The organism is Rhodococcus sp. ZPP (assembly GCF_017656075.1).
GTDB classification, from domain to species: Bacteria; Actinomycetota; Actinomycetes; order Mycobacteriales; family Mycobacteriaceae; genus Rhodococcus_F; species Rhodococcus_F oxybenzonivorans.
This window is the reverse complement of record NZ_CP058638.1, coordinates 251580-267901: the sequence shown is the minus strand read 5'-3', so window position 1 is coordinate 267901 and position 16322 is coordinate 251580. Positions and strand designations below refer to the sequence as shown.

The 16322-nt window shown below is 63.8% G+C and carries 12 protein-coding genes and 1 pseudogene; 5 read left to right on the top strand and 8 right to left on the bottom strand.

Annotation, left to right across the window (positions count from 1 at the left end; genetic code table 11):
• Positions 1-82: 82 nt before the first annotated feature.
• The 3 genes from HYG77_RS01280 to HYG77_RS01270 all read left to right on the top strand — a co-directional run bounded on the left by HYG77_RS01280 (position 83) and on the right by HYG77_RS01270 (position 6207).
• Positions 83-4498 carry an AAA family ATPase gene (locus HYG77_RS01280; RefSeq protein WP_208961659.1) on the top strand — a complete coding sequence of 1472 codons (4416 nt, stop codon included), beginning with the start codon at positions 83-85 and terminating at the stop codon, positions 4496-4498.
• A complete protein-coding gene (locus tag HYG77_RS01275; RefSeq protein ID WP_109329736.1) occupies positions 4495-5124 on the top strand; it encodes a response regulator transcription factor in 630 nt (209 codons plus the stop codon). Before HYG77_RS01280 ends, HYG77_RS01275 begins: the two co-directional genes overlap by 4 nt.
• A 249-nt stretch (positions 5125-5373) precedes the next feature.
• A complete protein-coding gene (locus tag HYG77_RS01270) occupies positions 5374-6207 on the top strand; it encodes an alpha/beta hydrolase (RefSeq protein ID WP_208961658.1) in 834 nt (277 codons plus the stop codon).
• On the opposite strand, the gene HYG77_RS39370 is transcribed toward HYG77_RS01270, so the two are convergent.
• From HYG77_RS39370 to HYG77_RS39360, 3 genes are all read right to left on the bottom strand, one after another.
• Positions 6204-6548: a transposase gene (locus tag HYG77_RS39370; protein ID WP_244373400.1), complete on the bottom strand. Its 345-nt coding sequence runs from the start codon at positions 6546-6548 to the stop codon at positions 6204-6206. The genes HYG77_RS01270 and HYG77_RS39370 overlap by 4 nt on opposite strands.
• Positions 6549-6705: 157 nt before the next feature.
• Positions 6706-6867, bottom strand: a complete 162-nt coding sequence (locus HYG77_RS39365) for a hypothetical protein (RefSeq protein ID WP_244373398.1) — start codon at positions 6865-6867, stop codon at positions 6706-6708.
• 54 nt (positions 6868-6921) lie between these two features.
• Complete coding sequence (locus HYG77_RS39360; RefSeq protein ID WP_244373396.1) at positions 6922-7092, bottom strand: hypothetical protein; 171 nt, start codon at positions 7090-7092, stop codon at positions 6922-6924.
• Between the two features lie 365 nt (positions 7093-7457).
• Here HYG77_RS39360 and HYG77_RS39355 point away from each other — a divergent pair, with 365 nt between their 5' ends.
• Positions 7458-7727 (top strand): GNAT family N-acetyltransferase, encoded by a 270-nt coding sequence (locus tag HYG77_RS39355; protein ID WP_348273594.1) that lies wholly within the window; start codon positions 7458-7460, stop codon positions 7725-7727.
• Positions 7728-8265: 538 nt separating this feature from the next.
• Here HYG77_RS39355 and HYG77_RS01255 read toward each other — a convergent pair.
• Positions 8266-8532, bottom strand: coding sequence for a hypothetical protein (locus HYG77_RS01255; RefSeq protein ID WP_208961657.1), 267 nt, complete (start codon positions 8530-8532; stop codon positions 8266-8268).
• A 68-nt stretch (positions 8533-8600) separates the two neighbouring features.
• Here HYG77_RS01255 and HYG77_RS01250 point away from each other — a divergent pair.
• Positions 8601-8753: pseudogene (locus HYG77_RS01250) on the top strand (IS256 family transposase); the annotation flags it as partial.
• Positions 8754-9524: 771 nt separating this feature from the next.
• Here the strand turns inward: HYG77_RS01250 and HYG77_RS01245 are convergent.
• The 4 genes from HYG77_RS01245 to HYG77_RS01230 all read right to left on the bottom strand — a co-directional run bounded on the left by HYG77_RS01245 (position 9525) and on the right by HYG77_RS01230 (position 16320).
• A complete protein-coding gene (locus HYG77_RS01245; RefSeq protein WP_208961656.1) occupies positions 9525-10598 on the bottom strand; it encodes a 2-oxo acid dehydrogenase subunit E2 in 1074 nt (357 codons plus the stop codon).
• A gap of 18 nt (positions 10599-10616) precedes the next feature.
• Positions 10617-12953, bottom strand: a complete 2337-nt coding sequence (locus HYG77_RS01240) for a pyruvate dehydrogenase (protein WP_208961655.1) — start codon at positions 12951-12953, stop codon at positions 10617-10619.
• A gap of 483 nt (positions 12954-13436) precedes the next feature.
• Entirely contained in the window at positions 13437-15059 is a 1623-nt protein-coding gene (locus HYG77_RS01235) for an AMP-binding protein (protein ID WP_208961654.1), read from the bottom strand.
• Positions 15060-15216: 157 nt separating this feature from the next.
• Entirely contained in the window at positions 15217-16320 is a 1104-nt protein-coding gene (locus tag HYG77_RS01230; protein WP_208961653.1) for a 3,4-dihydroxy-2-butanone-4-phosphate synthase, read from the bottom strand.
• Between the last annotated feature and the right edge of the window lie 2 nt (positions 16321-16322).

The following is a 16322-nucleotide window of genomic DNA, read 5'->3' as shown; positions in this document are numbered from 1 at the left end:
CACGTCCCAAGTCGTGGTGTGAACGCCCGTCGTAGGACACAATGATCTGGATGGCAACGATGCCACCGATGTGGAGTACAGCATGCGATTCGACACCGTGAGGGTGCTCCGGGACAGTCCTGGCATCACGACCACACTGGCCCTGTCGGACGAGGCGCACGACCGGTTCGTGGTGAGGCGCCTCGACCTGTCGATGGAGCGGCCGTGGAGTGCGCAATGGTTAGAGGGCGAGCTCGAGGCCACCTGCAGGGCTCGGCTACCGCACATCGTTCCCACCCGGATCGTCCGCAAGGGCCCTGATTACGTCGAGCTGGTCCGGCCCTTCGTCGCCGGTCTCGATATCCGGGAATGGCACGCCCAAGAGCCACGTGTGTCGAGCGAGGCCGAGCTCGAGCTGGTGTGTAACCTGTTCTATGCGCTGGCGCGCCTGCACCGCATGGGCATCGCCCACGGCGGAGTCCGGCCAGCCAACATCATGCTCACCGAGGGCAGCAACGAACTCGTGCTCCTCGACGCCACCGTGACGCGCAGTCAACTCGGTGGCCTGACCCACCCGGCCGATCTGACCGAAAGCCGATATCTTCTTCCAGAAGGACATGGACTGGCACACCCGACGGCGGGCTTTGCTGCCGACATCTATGCCGCGGGGTGGGTTGTGCTCGAGGCGCTCGCAGAAACCAATAGGACGGCCAGCGCCCTGCGCAGGGTGAAACCGCAGGACGATGCGTTCACCGAGCCCTCCCACCTAGTGGACATCGTTGGCGTCCCAGCCCCGCTGCGCCCGATATTTTTGAAGCTGCTCGATCCGCGGGCAGGCCAGCGGTTCGAAACCGCAGAGGACGTGCTCGCGGCCGCCGAAGCGGTTGTCGCGACCGGCAGCAGGGAGACCAGGCCAACCTCTGCCGGCGCGCCGTCCGGCCACCACGGCTCGCTCGCGTACATGGAGCCGCCGCTGGTAGGCAGGAGTGACGAACTTGCCGCACTCACCGCAAGCATCGACGGCGCAGCCCGGTCGCAGGGAACGGTGATGTGCTTGAGCGGTGAGTCGGGGGTTGGAAAGAGCCGCCTGCTGGATGCGGTAGTCGCTCACGCCGAGGAGGCCGGGGTGACTCTGATGCGAACGGGTGCGTTCGACCATGCGCCGGCACGTCCACTCGGACTCTTCGCCGGCCCCTTGCGCGACGTGGTTGCCTACTTGATGGCCAACCCTCTCGCAGCGCAGCGAGTGCGCGAAGACATGGCTGACCTGCTTCCCGCGGCACTCGAGCAAGTACCGGAATTAGCCGAAGCGTTGGAAGAAAATTGGCCCGCCGCGCATGGTGCGCAGCGGTCGTTCACCAAGAACACGGCGCCCGCCGGGCCGACGTCGATCGCCCGACTACTTCTGTCCGTCTTCGATGAAGAACGCCCTGGGTTGATCGTGCTCGACGACTGCCAATGGGCAGACGATCTCAGCTGGCAAGTGCTCGCGAGGCTGGCCGCGACGATATCGAGCGATAGAACGCGCTCCGATTCGAACGTCTCGCTGATCTGTTCTTGCCGAACGGAAGCTGTTGCACAGGTGTTTGCCTGGGGCGTCACCGACATCACATTCGTCGGGCTGGAAAGCCTGTCGGACAAAGACACAGAGACACTGATCCGGTCCATCAGTGACGGCATTCCCGACGAGGTCATCCCTTACGTCACGAAGTACTCCAAGGGCAATCCGCTCGAAACGCTGCTGGCCTTCCAGGCACTGGTCGATTCGTCGGCGCTGAAGCACAAGTCTGACCGCTGGTTTCTGGACGAGAGCGCGATGGCAGCACTGGCGTTGCAGCCCCACATCCACGATTCGCACGCCGAGCCGGGGAACAGCGGCGCGCGAACCGATGTGCTCATTTCGCCGCGGTTGAGCCTGCTGTCGCCGGAAACAGAGCGGGCAATCCGTCAAGGCGCGGTGCTGGGGCGCCGGTTTTCCTCACGACTCTTACAGGTGTGCCTACAGGCCAGCCCGACGGACGTCGAACAGCTCATGATGGAAGCAGCCCAGCTCAGAATTGTGCGCCGCGTCGCCGATGGCGATGGCAACGAATTCGAATTCGCACACGATCGGCTCCGCGAAGCCGTACTGGGAAACCTGACAGACGCCACCCGCCGGGAGCTGCATTTGCGCGCGGCGCATGCACTCCAGGGCCACTTCGAAGTTCGAGCCGACTACGACATCGCCTATCACTTCGACCAAGCCGGTCGCGCCGCGTCTGCGGTGCCCTTTGCTCTGCGCGCGGGCGAGGCGGGGCTGAGGCGCAACGCACTCGATGTCGCCGAGCGCAACTTCAAGATCGCCGAGACGGGACTCGCCCTGTGCGAATCCGCGGACGACATCGCGAGGTTTCGCCTGTACGAAGGCCTTGGTACGGTCCACATGCTTCTCGGGAGCTACGACCTGGCTGCGCACGAACTGGCCCGCGCACATGAATTTACCGGTACGCATTCGGGACTTGACGCTGCACGAATCGCAGCTCTGCTCGGTGAACTTGCCTTCAAAACAGGCCGATTCGACGACGCCACAGATTGGATGCAGCGGGGTATGCACGGCCTCGACCTGAGGATGCCCCGAAGTTCGGCCCATGCCGGTCTTCTGGCCGTCGGCGAAGTCGGTCTCCTCGCATTGGGATGGTTGTCTCGCCGACTACGTTTGGGCCGGGCGACCGTCGATACGGAGCGCTGCCGTCTGGCCGCTCTGATCCATGACCGGCTGGTGTACCAACTGTGGTTCATCAAGTCACCGATCTGGGTGGCGTTGGCGATTCTGCGTTGCGCACGTTTCGCCAATACCGCCGGCGGCACTCGTGAGCGCGCACACGCATACTGCGGCGCTGCCGTGATCGCCGGGATTGCCCCCATCCTCGCGCCACTCGCGTTGCGGCTAGCCGACTTCTCATTGCGACTCAGCCAGACCGCCGGCGACGACTGGGGGATCGCCCCCAAGCAGTACGCACCAGCCCTCGACGCGTTTCGGCAGGCGGACGAGATCATACGTGCCTCTGGCTTGCGGAACCACTTCCTCGTCCCAATCCTCACCTCATATCTTCAGGTTCTCCGTCTCTCGCTCGCAGCAGGACCCGACCCGTGGACCGCGGAATACCGTGACCAGGCGAAAACGGCCCGGCGCCTGCTTCGCCGCGCACGTCGGTTGGCGGTCGTCTTCTGCAGTGAGCGGCCCGCGGTATTGCGGGAATGGGCACTGGCGTCGTTCTCTCAGCGACACAAATGGCGTGGGCGCATCCTGCTGGGCGCCGCCTGTCGCAGCGCACACCGCCAACAAGCGCAAGGCGAACTTGCCGCATGTGCCCTGGTTGCGGCATTGGTGGGACTCGAGCCCCGACGGGGGCCGCTGCGCGGCCTGCCGCCGCTGGCCGAACAATGCCTATCGCTCGGCATACGGGTGGATGGTGCGATTGTCGAATCGGCGCACCCACGCGAGCTATTCGTCGGCAGGGGTCCAGCCCGTCACCGTGCCCTTCTCGACGCCGTGAGCTCCATTGTTGCGTCCGATGATCTCGATGAGGTTCTTGACAAGCTGCGAGACGCCACCTTCGCTACGACGACCGCGCGGCGGGTGGAAATCGCTGACGGGCCAGCGCCGAGCGACCTGGTCGGGGTTCATGAGCCATTGCCGACGCCATTGTTCGGAGATTCGAGGACGGTCGGCGAAGGCCCGGAGATGAGGGTGACCGATCGCCTCTCTGTGCGGGTCCCCGTAGACGGGCACGCCGAAAAGTCAATCATCGCCGCCTTTCCGCTCGGGGAAGGGGAGTACCACCGGCCAACCATGGAGGTTCTGGCCGCGCTCGCCGGCGCCGTGATCGAGCGGGAAGGTCTTCGGCGGCAGTCCGTCGAACAGATGGTTGCCGTTCAGGAAGCCGAGCGGGGGAGAATCGCACGAGATCTGCACGACGAGTTCGGTCACCTGTTCGCCACGGTGATCGACAGACTCAGCACGCTACAGAACTCCGAAAGCCCGACAGCGCGCCAGACCGCCGCCGACGTCCGGAAGATCGTCCGTCAGGGAATACAGGTTGCCCGATCCGTCGCGTGGTCATTGAGGCCTTCGGGGCTCGATGACCTCGGGCTCATCGGGTGCGTTGAACAATATGTCGAGGACTGCCGTCAGATCTACCCGATCCGCATCGAACTCATCTCTCCGACACGGCCGCCAGCCCTCTCGGCTGCAGTCGCTACCGCCATCTTCCGGATCGTGCAGGAGGCACTCACCAATATCGGCCGACACAGCGGCGCCAGCGAGGCCAGCGTCACGATCGTGAACTCCGGTGATGCTCTGCGTGTCGTAGTCGAAGACAACGGCACCGGATTCGATCTCGAGGTCGCCGGTCAGCGTCGTTCGCTCGGGTTGATCGGAATGCGCGAACGGGCGCGCCTTGCTGGTGGACGGCTAAGTGTCGAATCCCCTCCAGGACAAGGCGTAACGATCATGGTGGAGGTGCCAATCGAACGATGACCAGCGTAATTGTCTGCGACGACCACGGCATCATCCGCTCCGGTATCGCGCGCATCCTCGAGACCACCCCGGACTTCCAGCTGATGGCGTCCCCATCAACCGGGACGCGTCTTATGGAAACGTTGCAGCACGTCAAGCCGGACCTACTCGTCCTCGACATTCGACTAACCGATTGCAGTGGTCTCGACCTTTTGGGGCAGATCTCCATCGTTGCACCAGAAACCCGTGTCGTGATGCTCAGTATGTACGGCGCCAAGGGGTACATCGACAAGGCCAAGGCGCGGGGTGCGCGAGGTTACATCACCAAGGAATGCCTCGACGAGGAGCTTGTATCGGTCCTGCATGCGGTGATGCGGGATGAAGGATTTATTTCCTTCCCTTCAGCGACGCCCAACACAGGGAGTCGCGAAAAATTTTCCGAGGCCAACATTGACGCACTGTCTTCGCGAGAACTCGAGGTGATGAAACTTATCGCGTCAGGCCTCACCAACACGGAAATCGGCGAGGAACTTACTGTCTCACCACGAACTGTCGAGAGCCATCGGGCCAGCATCCAACGCAAGCTGATGATCCGTACGCGTGCCGAACTTGCCCGCGTAGCCCGAGACGCGGGCCTTCTGGACTAGATCGTCGCGCGAGAGGGCATTCCTGGTCGCGGGGGCCCAGGCGTGGCGCCCGTCGACTGATCCTGTCAATATCTCAGTGATGCAACGACATTCCGAAGCGAGCTGCGAGCCCGAATCTTCGCAGCGCGTGCAATCTGCGGCGTCGACGCGATATGGACATCCGTAGTTTTCCCGGATGTTCGGCGAGTCCCCGAACACGTTAACTGGATCACAGACACAGATGAATGCAAACGAAGGAAAGGCCCGCCGATGACTGTATCGACAGAAACGACAGAACAGCCAGGATCCACGATCGAGGTAGCCGGCATCGCCACGAACTTCCATGAGGCGGGATCCGGCGACCCCGTGTTGCTTCTGCACGGCTCAGGACCCGGCGTATCGGCGTGGGCGAACTGGCAGCACACCATCCCGGTGCTCGCTGAGCGTCACCGCGTGCTGGCGCCCGACCTCGTCGGGTTCGGCTACACCGAGCGCCCCACCGACATTCGATATTCTGCGCAAACGTGGATTGATCACGTATGGGGATTCCTCGATGCGATGAAGATCGAACGCACTTCGATCGTCGGCAACTCGCTAGGGGGTTTTCTCGCTTTGGCCACGGCCATCAAGCGCCCCGAACTTTTGAATCGGATGGTGCTGCTGGGTACTCCAAGCCCTGGAATGACCCCCAGCGAGGGCCTAGCCGCACTGCGCACATACGAGCCTTCGTTGAAGGGCATGGAGGAACTGCTCATCAAGTATTTCGCCGTCGATCCGACCATCATCACCCCCGAACTCGTCCAACTCCGGCACGAGGCCAGCATCGCCCCCGGGGCATTCGAGACGTACCGCAAGATGGAGATCAACCCCAAGACCGGGGCCAGCGAGCTAGGAATCGAGGCAGGTGATTACGCCCGCATCGCCACCCCGACCCTGATCGTCCACGGCCGTGAGGATCGCGTAATTCCGGTCGAGGCGGGGATCAACCTGATGAACACGCTGCCGAATGCTGATCTTCACGTCTTCAGTCGCTGCGGCCATTGGACGCAGGTCGAGCGGGCAAGCGAATTCTCGGCGGTCGTGGATCGGTTTCTGTCGAACTAGGGCATCTCCGACAAATGTTGGGTCCAGGCGATGACGGTGTTGAGGACCACTGCGGCTCGGTAGACGATGGCGAGTTTGTCGTAGCGCGTGGCCAGTCCTCGCCATTGTTTTAGATGACAGAACCGGCGTTCGACGACGTTGCGACCCCGGTAGTCATCACGGTCGAATGCTGGCGGGCGGCCGCCACGTGAACCCCGCCGGCGCCGATGTCCGGCCTGATCGTCCGGTTCCGCGATCACCGCCCCGATTGCGCGGCGGCGCAGTAGGTGGCGGTGGGCTCGCGAGGAGTACGCCTTTGTCGCCCCGGACTCGATCCGGGCGGGTGCGGGGACGCCCACCATCGGCACGCGGTACCTGCAGGTGTGCGAGCAGGTAGGGAAAAGCTGGTGATTCGCCCGACTGCCCCGGCGCCACCAGCACCACCAGCGGTAACCCGTGACCGTCGACGAGCTGATGGATCTTGGTCGACAGCCGCCGCGGGAGCGGCCTATGGCGTGGTCAGGCGGCTCGAGGTGTGGATTCGTGTAATTCGATCCAGCCCCCTGTGTGGCGGGTGACGTTCGTGGCGTGCTGATGGGCGCGAGCGATGGTCGAGTCCACCGACACCGCCCAGTCGATCATTCCGGAAGCGTCGGCCGCGGTCAGAAGCCGTTCGAGCACTCGATCCCAGGTGCCGTCACCGGCAAGCCGCCGATGCCAGGTCCAGATTGTCTGTCAGGGGACGAACACCTGCGGAACGTCGCGCCAGGCGATCCCGCACCGATACCGGTAGATGATGTCCTCGACGATCGACCGGGCATCGGCGAACGGACGACCACGCCGGCCCGTACGGGCCGGCGTGGTCGTCCCGTACGGGCCGGCAACAGCTCCGCGATCGCATCCCATCGTTCATCCGACAACACCGGAAACCGAGTCACCCGAACATCATCGTGCACAACGCTTCACATGTTTGTCAGACGCGCCCTAGGCCAGTTCACATCCCCAGGACGGCTCGCCCCCATCGGCGCCATCGCCGAGAACTTCGAATTCCTCGGATACGCTGTCGTTGGCGCATTCGCTATCACCTGGACAGCCACGCTGGTACTGACCCATCGCCAGGTCACCCCGCACCATGCACCGGTGAACCGGGCTGTCCCATAAATCTTCCCACCCGACCCGGCGCTGGATTGCTATGCCCTGGAAGAGATGAACCGCGCCAACCGCACCGTCCATAGCGGAGATGGAAATGCAATGGTGACGGATATGTCCGAATTCGTCGCCCGGACTCGTCCGGGTCCGTTCTGGTCCCGCTCCGGAGCTGGGCGCCTACCGGGGGATCCGTCACCGCGGGCTGGACCGAGATCAGCGCTGTATGCACTGCACCTGAGGCGCGCGGCGGTGGCCACGCCGCCCGTCCCGTTCGGACCCTTATGGACCGAATCTCCGCCCGCGGGGAACGTGCCTTCTTGCACGTGGTCCCAGCAATACCGGTGCAATTCGTCTCTACACGAATCAGGGGTTCCGGCCCCGTTATGAGGTGACTTTCCGTGGATTTCGGGTTCCCTGACGATACGCCAGGCCAATGCGGTCGGATTTGGGGTCCGTCTCTACAGGGCGTTCGCGGGACGCCCATCCTCGGGCGACCATCTTCAGGGCGCATCGACAGCACCGTAAGTCGATGCATCTGATGAAATACGGAGCAGTCAAGGTGGCATAATATGTGTTGTCGGCAATCGAAAACTATTGTGGTGCAATAACATAGAGACGGAATGTAACGGATACACCTCGAACGCCGACCTCCCGGGATGAGACTCTCGCGAATTGCCCGGCGCGCCTTGTCGGTGGTGGCCCTATGTAGCGCCGCTTCGATGTGGTCCGCACGACGGCCTTGGCCGACGTCACCGATGTCACAGTGCTCCCGGGATTGAGCAACGGCCCCGCTTCCTACGGATCCGGCTGCACGTATCTCGTGGTGGCGAGGACCTCCACTCCGACAGAGCGAAGCGTGTCGATCGTGGACTACAACCGTGCCTCGACATTCTTCCCCCAGGAACTGATCTGGGACACCATCGATCCGTACTACAACTCACCGGTCATCCTCGGCCACGCGTTCTCGCTCTGGACCCCGGTCAGCTCGCGAACGAACACCGCGACATCAGCCCGGTTAGCGGCGACCGGGTCGATGCCATGGTCCTCACAGACCTGCAGGAACTCCGCCAGCCCGCGCGTATACGCGTCGATCGTCCGCGGTGCTCGACCCAGATCGACCCACACTCGCAACCAGCCTGCCGCGTGCTCGTGCCTGCCGCGCACCGGCCACTTCTCCTCCAGCACCACCGTTCTCAAGCCTGCCTCCCAGTTCCGTGGTTTCCTTGGCCCAGATCGTTCCAGCCTCGTTCTGATTCCACGTAATCAATAAGGCCGCGGCCCTGAAGTGTGTGTACCTGGCCATCATGAGCCTCGACCCCACAGGCACCGCCCGCCAGCGCTGGTCCAACCGATGGAAGGCAGCACTGAATGCCTTCGAGATCACCTTCGACGGACGTCTGTCCGCCGGACGAAAGTAGCTACATTCCAAACAGTTACTCCGTTAACTGGACAGTCCCTAGCTCTCGGCGTCGCTTGGTCCCATCAGACCGTGATGTGCGATGTGAGAAGTAAATGGATCGGAGCGTGGTGGCGATCTGGGGGTCGCAGTCCGGCTTTGAGAGGGCATCGGCAAGAACCTCGAGGTATCGCGCCGCTGTCATGCCGTATCGGACGAAAATCTCTTCCGTGGGCACCCTTCCGTAGGGTGCCCATGCCTGTGCGAAACGTATGAGATCAACGCTTTCGTCTGGTAACTGGCGGTGTCGCGCTCGACGCAGTTTCTCGGACATTCGAGCGCGGCGCTGGCCGCGGTAGGCGCTCAGCTGGTCGGTGAGGGAATCTGAGGACATGGACGTGTGGTTTCCGGTGGTAGTGCTGCGTTCGGGATACTCCGAACGGCTATTCGATTTCGTTTGTTTGGACATGATCGTTTGGAGAACTCGGTGCTCGCTCCGCTCAACTGCAGATTGTCGGTGGTGTGGCGTCCAACTTGTGCTGGCAGAGTGCGATGATGTGTTGCCGGTCCGATGGATCCAGGCGTGGGCTCGGGGGCGTCAGAAGGAGTGTGAGGAGTCTCCGATAGTAAACCTTTGGATGCAGTCCGAACTCCGGCAAGATGTACTCGTCGAAGTCGGGGAAATTGTCGTTGAGGGCAACTATCGGTGCCCACCGTAGGGCGAATTCGACGAGTCTTTGATCGTCACTGGTGCGGTGTCCGGGCATAGAACCTGGGACGTGTGCTGGCGCATTCACTGCAGGTCCGAGGGGAGAAATCCGCCTTCGAGGATGCGACGGACGGCGGCGAGGTAGCCGGCAGCGTCGGCGCCGTCGACGATGCGGTGGTCGTATGACAGTGAGAGGTACGCCATCGACCGGACGCTGATCTGGAGTGCGCCGCCCTCGCCGCGCGTGGGGACGACGCGTTCGACGACGGTTCCGATGCCGAGGATGGCCGATTGCGGCTGGTTGATGATCGGGGTGTCGAACAGGGCTCCGCGGCTGCCGGTGTTGGTGATGGTGAACGTGCCGCCGGAGAGGTCGTCGGGCCGGATCGTCCCGTCCCGCACGCTGTCCGCGACGACGGCGATTGCATTCGCGAGCTCAGGAATTCGCAATGCTCCTGCGTCGCGGATGACGGGAACCATCAGTCCCTTGTCGCTGTCGACGGCCATGCCTAGGTGCACCGCCCCGTGGTACGTCACCTCGGTGCAGTCGGCGTTCAGGGACGAATTGATCACGGGATGCGCGGCGAGCGCTTCGACGGCGGCGGTGACGAAGAACGGCAGAAAAGACAGCTTCACCCCGGTGCGGCGCAGGAACGCATCTTTCTCCCGGAGACGCAGACGTGCGATGCCGGTGACGTCGACTTCGACGATCGTGGTCAATTGCGCTGATGTCTGCAGGGATTCGAGCATGCGCTTTGCGATGGTTCGCCGAATGCGGGGCAGCTTCTCCACCCGGTCACCTGCGGAAGGCGGTGAAGCTGGAGGGGGAGCCGGGTTCGATAGGGATGTGGGTGCAGGCCCCTCTGGAGCGGCAGCGGGCGCCGGCGTGTCCTGGGGATCGCTGCACTGTGGGCCGAGGATGGCCATTGCCGCCCCGACCTCGACGACAGTGTCTTCCGGGGCGACAATTTCGAGGAGGGTGCCTGCGGCAGGGGAGGGGACCTCGGTGTCGACTTTGTCGGTGGCCACCTCGAGCAGCGGCTCTCCGGCCTCGACTCGGTCCCCACGGGCCTTGAGCCAGCGGGTGATCGTGGCTTCGGTGACGTTCTCACCGAGCGACGGCAACACCACGGTGGTGCCTGTCTGTGTCGTGGTCATTCGTGATGTCTCTCTGGGTCAGTCGGTGAGGTCGAGGGCGGCGCGGACGATGTTGTCGGTGTCGATGCCGTGGTAGCCGTAGACGTCGTCGAGGGAGCCGACCTGCCCGAACTTGCTGACGCCGAGCGCCGCGCCGGGGACGTTGTTGATCCCGGTCAGGAATGCGAGGGTGTGCGGGTGGCCGTCGAGGACGGTTACCATCGGTGCCGCCCGGTCGGCGGGGAACACCTGGTCGAGGATCCACGACGGGCCGTCGGCGAGTCCACGGCGGGCCTGCACCGCCTCGAACAACAACCCGGGACTGGTCACGCACACGGCGTCGGCGGCAATCCCCTGCTCGGCCAGCCGGTCGGCGGCGGTGAGGGTTTCGGTGATCATGGCGCCCATGCCGACCAGGGTGACCGCCGGGTTGTCGGTGTGGCGGAGGGTGTAGGCGCCGGCGACGACCTGACGGCGGCGACGTTCTCGCGCAGCGGGATCGGTGGGGACGGCAGCGAGGGTCTGATCGACGGGGCGGGTCGACAGGCGCAGGTACGACGAGGAGCCGTCGGGGCGGCCCAGGCGAGAGATGCTGTCGAGCAAGGTCCACTCCACGTCGATCGCGAACGCTGGTTCGTAACTCACACACCCGGGTTGTTCGAGGCCGATCGACGGGGTCTTGATCGACTGATGCGCCCCACCCTCCGCGGCCAGGGTCACCCCGGACGGGGTGCCGACCAGGATCGACTGCCCGCCCGCGTAGATGCCGTACGACCAGGGTTCGAGGGCACGTTCGACGAACGGGTCGTACATCACCCCGATCGGGAACAGCGGCTGCCCCCACCGACTCCACGTCGCGCCGAGCTCGCCCATCAGCCCGACCAGGTTCGTCTCGGCGATGCCGAGTTCCATGTGCTGCCCGGTGGGCTTTTCCCGCCAGTGCATGATCGTCTCGGCGTCGTCGTCGAACCAGTCGCGCCGCTCGTTCGGCGACCACACCCCCACCTTGTTCAGCCAGCCGGCCAGGTTGGTGGTGGAGCTGACATCGGGGCTGACGGTGACGACTCGCTTCGCGGCGTCCGGGGCTTGGCGGCTCAGGTCGAGCAACGCCCGGCCGAGTGCGGCCTGCGTCGTCGATGTGCCGGACGGCGTGCGGCCGATGTCGGCCGGTACCGCGGGCGGGGTTGCCAGTTCGACGGGATCGCGGGCGAGCCATTCGGCGGAGGCGGCGCAGACGCGGCCTGCGGTGCTGTCGGTGTCGAACCGGGCCCATGGGTTCTTCGAGTCCATGCCCAGTTCGGTGGCGAGTTGTTCGTACTGTTCGACGGTCAGCAGCGAGGAGTGGTTCTGCGGATGCCCCTGCGTCGGCAGGCCGCGGCCCTTGATCGTGTAGGCGATGATCACCGTCGGACGGGTGTCGTCGATCTGCGCGTACGCGGCGCGCAGGGCGTCCAGGTCGTGACCACCGAGATTGCGAATGGCGCGCAGGACGGTGTCGTCGTCAAGACCGGCGATCAGGGCGGCGATCTCCATCGCATCTGGACCGCGGCCGGGCAGCCGGTCCCGCACCTGCTCGGCCGTGCAGCGCAGCAGCCGCTGGTACTCGGGATTGGGCATGTCCAGGATTCGGGTGCGCAGCGCCGACCCACCCGGTCGGCTGAACAGTGATTCGAGCAGGGTCCCGAATTTCACGGTGAGCACCTGCCAGCCGGCGGCAGCAAACATTGCCTCGAGTCGGCCGGCGGCGATGTTCGGGACCACCCGGTCCAGGGACTGCCGGTTCAGGTCGACGATCCACACGATCTCCCCGAGTTCGGCGACGGAGTGATCGAGGATCGCCTCCCACACCGCGCCCTCATCTAACTCCGCGTCCCCGACTAGCGAATACTGCCGGCCCGTCCCGGCACCGCCGAGATGGGTGTCGACGAAGCGGCGGGCGATGGCACCCCAAATCGGCGCCGTCGCCCCGATCCCGACCGACCCGGTCGAGTAGTCCACCGGATCAGGATCTTTCGACCTGCTCGGGTACGACTGCAACCCACCGAACTCCCGCAACGTCGTCAGATACTTCTCGTCCAGCTCGCAGAGCAGGTAGTTGATGCCGTGTAGCACCGGAGAGGCATGCGGCTTGACCGACACCCGGTCACCGGGACGGAGCTGCTCGAACCAGAGCGAGGTCATAATGGTCACGATCGACGCACACGACGCCTGGTGACCACCGACCTTCAGCCCCGTGGGGTTGGGGCGAACCCGGTTCGCGTGGTGGATCATCGCGGTCGACAGCCACAACACGCGTCGCTCGATCTCCACGAGCGCCTCGGGGCTCGGGGAGGGAGCGGCGTTGATGCCGGTGTCGACTGTGTTCGTGCCCTGCATAAGATTGCGTCCTTGCCTATGAGTTCGTGGGACCGACTGAACTGCGGCCAGACACAGGTCGTGAGCGGTCGGTCGGTGATGTCAGCGGGCGGCTCTGGTGAGAGCCCGACGCCGCCAGTGGCGGTCGGTGAATCCGCCTGCTGAAGAGGAAGTCCCGTGTGCAGAACTCGCCTATAGTTGAGCATCGGCATGTAGTTTGTGCAACACCCATCGCAAGACTTCAGCATTTTGCGCACCAGTGCGCCTACAACCTCGCTGGGGGTTAGCACAATGCCCAAGCACGACCACCATTTTTCGGCGATCTCCGCGCCGCGGCGACGTGATTACTGCGCTCTCCGATAGACGCCGGAAGTGCTCTGGTGCAGGCATTCTGCGAAGCAGTCACGGTGCAAACGCGGGTCGGCCCGAGGAATAGCCTTTCGGCACCGGACATGCCCCGGCGCGGCGGCGGGCGCCACCGCCAGTGCAACAGCTCGACAGTTCTCAGCCGTTGATCATGTTGTGCCGTGAACTCCACTCCGCATCACGCAGTTCGTTCTTGCGGATCTTTCCTGTTGACGTTCTGGGAAGGTCGTCGACGAACTCGACCGATCTGGGTGCCTTGTATGACGCGATCCGCGACTTCACGTGTGCGATGACCTCGGCCTCGTCGATGTGCGCTCCATTGCCAGTCATCACGAACGCTTTTGGCCGTTCGCCCCACTTGTCATCAGGTACCCCCACGACGGCGGCTTCGAGTATCGCCGGATGCGACAGAATTGCCTGCTCTACTTCGATCGTCGAAATATTCTCTCCCCCGGAGATCACCACGTCCTTCGCACGGTCGAGAAGTTGCACGTATCCGTCGGGATGCATGACGCCCAGGTCACCTGAGTGGAACCAGCCACCCTCGGTTGCCTTCCGCGTCCCGTCCTCGTCGTCGTAATAGCCTTTCATCACGGTATTGCCGCGCATGACTATCTCGCCCATCTCTGTGCCGTCTGCGGCCACGTCGGTCAACTCGCCCGCCGGTGAAAGCCCGGGACGCACAACCCGCAGCCGCTGGGCAGTGATCATGCCGACACCCTGGCGCGCCATGAGTTTCGCGTGGTCCTCGACATCCACCTCGTCCCACTCGGGCTTGGGTTCACAGACCGAGTAGGGTCCGTAGGTTTCAGTGAGGCCGTAGATGTGCACTATCGATGCGCCAAGAGCGCGGATCCCGGCGATGATGGTGGGGCTGGGCGGTGCACCTCCACTGCTGATGGTTAACGGTGTCGTGAGGGGATGGGCCTGCTCAGCGTTAGCCAGGAGGGTCAGAACTGTCGGTGCTCCGTTGAGGTGGGTAATCTGGTGCTCGTCGATCAGCGACCACATGCTGTCGGCGCGCACCGCCCGGTAGCAGACGTGTGTACCGAGCGCGGCAGTGACCGCCCAGGTCGTGCACCATCCGTTGCAATGGAACATCGGCAGAGTCCACAGATACTTGGTGGTCTTGTCAAAGCCTGCATGTAAGATTTCGCCGAGCGAGTTGAGGTAGGCGCCGCGATGGGAGTACATGACTCCTTTAGGGCGGCCCGTGGTGCCGGATGTGTAGTTGATTGCCAGCGTACGGTTTTCGTCGTCAATCGCCCAGCGTAGATCATCGCCCTGGCCGCGTGTCAGCAGCGAGTCATAGCTGTGAAGTTCGTTAGATCCGGTGAAAAGACCTTCCACCGTCGGTAGTTCGATCCACTCGTCGACGGTGGAGAAATCGAGTCCGGCGTGGAGCAGCGGCTTCAGTAGCTCGATCTCGCCGAAGAGCAGGTGCACACCAGAATGCCCGCAGATGTATTCGATCTCGGCCGCTGACAAGCGTGTGTTGATCGCAACGAGTACCCCGCGCGCGAGCGGGACGGCGTAATGGGCGATGAGCAGCTCGGCGGAGTTGGTGGCCAGATATGCGACGCGTTCGCCATCCGTAATACCGGAAGCGCGGAGCGCTTTCGCGAGGGACTGTACCGAGGCACCGAATTCACGGTAGGTCCATCGACGCTCGCCGTCGATGATTGCGATTTTGTCGGGCATGACCTCGACTGCACGTTCGAGGAAGCGAATGGGTGTCAAAGGAACGTCGAGACCGGTCACGGATCCTCCAGTTGAGGCAGCGCTTCATCCGAAGCGCTGGGCGGGTCGGGTTGCGAGTTGGCGGTACCGACTACGTCGGTACCTCGAGGGGAAGTGGAGTTTCAGCGGCGTCAAGTTCGCGCCCACGGTTTTGGTCCCCTGCCCCGGTTGGAGGCAGTCAGAGCGAGGCGGCGATCTTGTAGGCCGGATTGCGGACAGTCGGCGTCAGGTGGAGCGCGCGGGCCGATGTCGGGTGCTGATCACCCGGCCATCCGGACACGATGACCGTGGTGAATCCGAGGTGGGTGAGGATGGAACTGATGGATCCCTGTGCGAGTTCGTGTCCCTGAACCGTGTACTGGTTGGCGGGCCGCGGGTTCGACCGCAAGTAGACGATGATCCCCCCTTCTGCGGCGATTCGGGTACGACGGGTCTCGAACTCCTGTCGGCACCCGCAGTCGGGTGCGAGTGGATCGCGGTGCGAACATTCGAAGACGATGTACACCGTCGGAGCTGCCGCAGGCGTCGTCGAACCGATGAAGGCTGTGTGGTGGGCACCGGTCAGTTCGTCGTCGAAGTCGACTACGCGCATGCACCTGTCAGGAAGGTCCACAATCCGTGTAGCCGTCTGGCGAACCCGCCCAACGTGGCCGTCGCCGTGGTGTAGGCGGTAGTGCACCACATCCTGGACCTGCACCGCTGGAACGCTGTGAACCTGGGCGAAGGCCGCGAGTTCCGTGCCCTGCAGCAGGGTTCCATCATCACCCAGCAACGTGGCCGTCAGCGCTACCGGCGAAAGTCCGGCGATTTCGCACAGGTCGACCGCCGCTTCCGCGCTGTTTCGGCGCTCGAGCACTCCACGTGAAGCCGTTCTCAACGGCAGGACGTGTCCCGGCCGCGTCAGATCCACTGGGCGGGTCTGCGGGCTGGCGAGCACGCGAGCGGTCCGCGACCGGTCTGTCGCACTGATACCGGTTCCGACGCCGGCGACGGCGTCGACCCCTACACCGAAGGCCGGAGTTGTCGTGCTGGAGCCGTTGCCCCTCACCATTGCGGGCAGTTCCAGCTCGTCTGCCCGGGTCGAACGCATCGCCGCACACAACAGCCCGGAGGTGTATCGAACTGCCCAGGCGGTCCACCGTGGGCCGGCTAGGGCGGCAGGAATCAGCACATCGGCGACCTCCTGATCGTCAGCTCCACTGACGATCAGTGCCGGCCTTCCGGTGGCCAACGCGTTTGTCGCGGATTCGATTCTCTTTTTCACATCGCAGACGTCGGTCATCG

What these genes read in the sequence shown, in the direction of transcription:
- HYG77_RS39370 (WP_244373400.1), bottom strand. Translation starts at nt 6,548, where the DNA reads ATGGTGGGCGTCCCCGCACCCGCCCGGATCGAGTCCGGGGCGACAAAG.
- HYG77_RS01280 (WP_208961659.1), top strand. Translation starts at nt 83, where the DNA reads ATGCGATTCGACACCGTGAGGGTGCTCCGGGACAGTCCTGGCATCACG.
- HYG77_RS01230 (WP_208961653.1), bottom strand. Translation starts at nt 16,320, where the DNA reads ATGACCGACGTCTGCGATGTGAAAAAGAGAATCGAATCCGCGACAAAC.
- HYG77_RS01245 (WP_208961656.1), bottom strand. Translation starts at nt 10,598, where the DNA reads ATGACCACGACACAGACAGGCACCACCGTGGTGTTGCCGTCGCTCGGT.
- HYG77_RS01275 (WP_109329736.1), top strand. Translation starts at nt 4,495, where the DNA reads ATGACCAGCGTAATTGTCTGCGACGACCACGGCATCATCCGCTCCGGT.
- HYG77_RS01270 (WP_208961658.1), top strand. Translation starts at nt 5,374, where the DNA reads ATGACTGTATCGACAGAAACGACAGAACAGCCAGGATCCACGATCGAG.
- HYG77_RS01240 (WP_208961655.1), bottom strand. Translation starts at nt 12,953, where the DNA reads ATGCAGGGCACGAACACAGTCGACACCGGCATCAACGCCGCTCCCTCC.
- HYG77_RS39360 (WP_244373396.1), bottom strand. Translation starts at nt 7,092, where the DNA reads ATGGGATGCGATCGCGGAGCTGTTGCCGGCCCGTACGGGACGACCACG.